Raw genomic sequence first — 246 nt, 5'->3', positions numbered from 1 at the left:
GGATCTAATTGATGAGAAATACAAAAATTATTTTAGAGTTTATGCATTTGATTTAGCATCAAAGGAAGCTGCGGGAAATGTACAAACGATAGGAAAACATAGTGCATGTATCTATAGTAATAGATCTGATACAACATTAGCTCACGAAGTGTGCCATGGATTAGGATTGTTTCATTCACATCCAGATGGGGTTATTAAAGACGCGAATCAAAAATATATATATCCATATGCTGGTTCAACTTCAAC

The 246-nt window shown here is 33.7% G+C and carries 1 protein-coding gene; it reads left to right on the top strand.

All coding sequences use genetic code 11. The features are described 5' to 3' along the window. Positions 1-246: hypothetical protein (locus SB717_RS38535; RefSeq protein ID WP_410908496.1), on the top strand; the 246-nt coding region annotated here is incomplete at both ends.

It is taken from the genome of Priestia sp. SIMBA_032, assembly GCF_046535215.1.
GTDB lineage: Bacteria > Bacillota > Bacilli > Bacillales > Bacillaceae_H > Priestia > Priestia aryabhattai.
The sequence above is the reverse complement of the archived record's forward strand: the minus strand, read 5'-3'. Positions and strand labels throughout refer to the sequence as shown.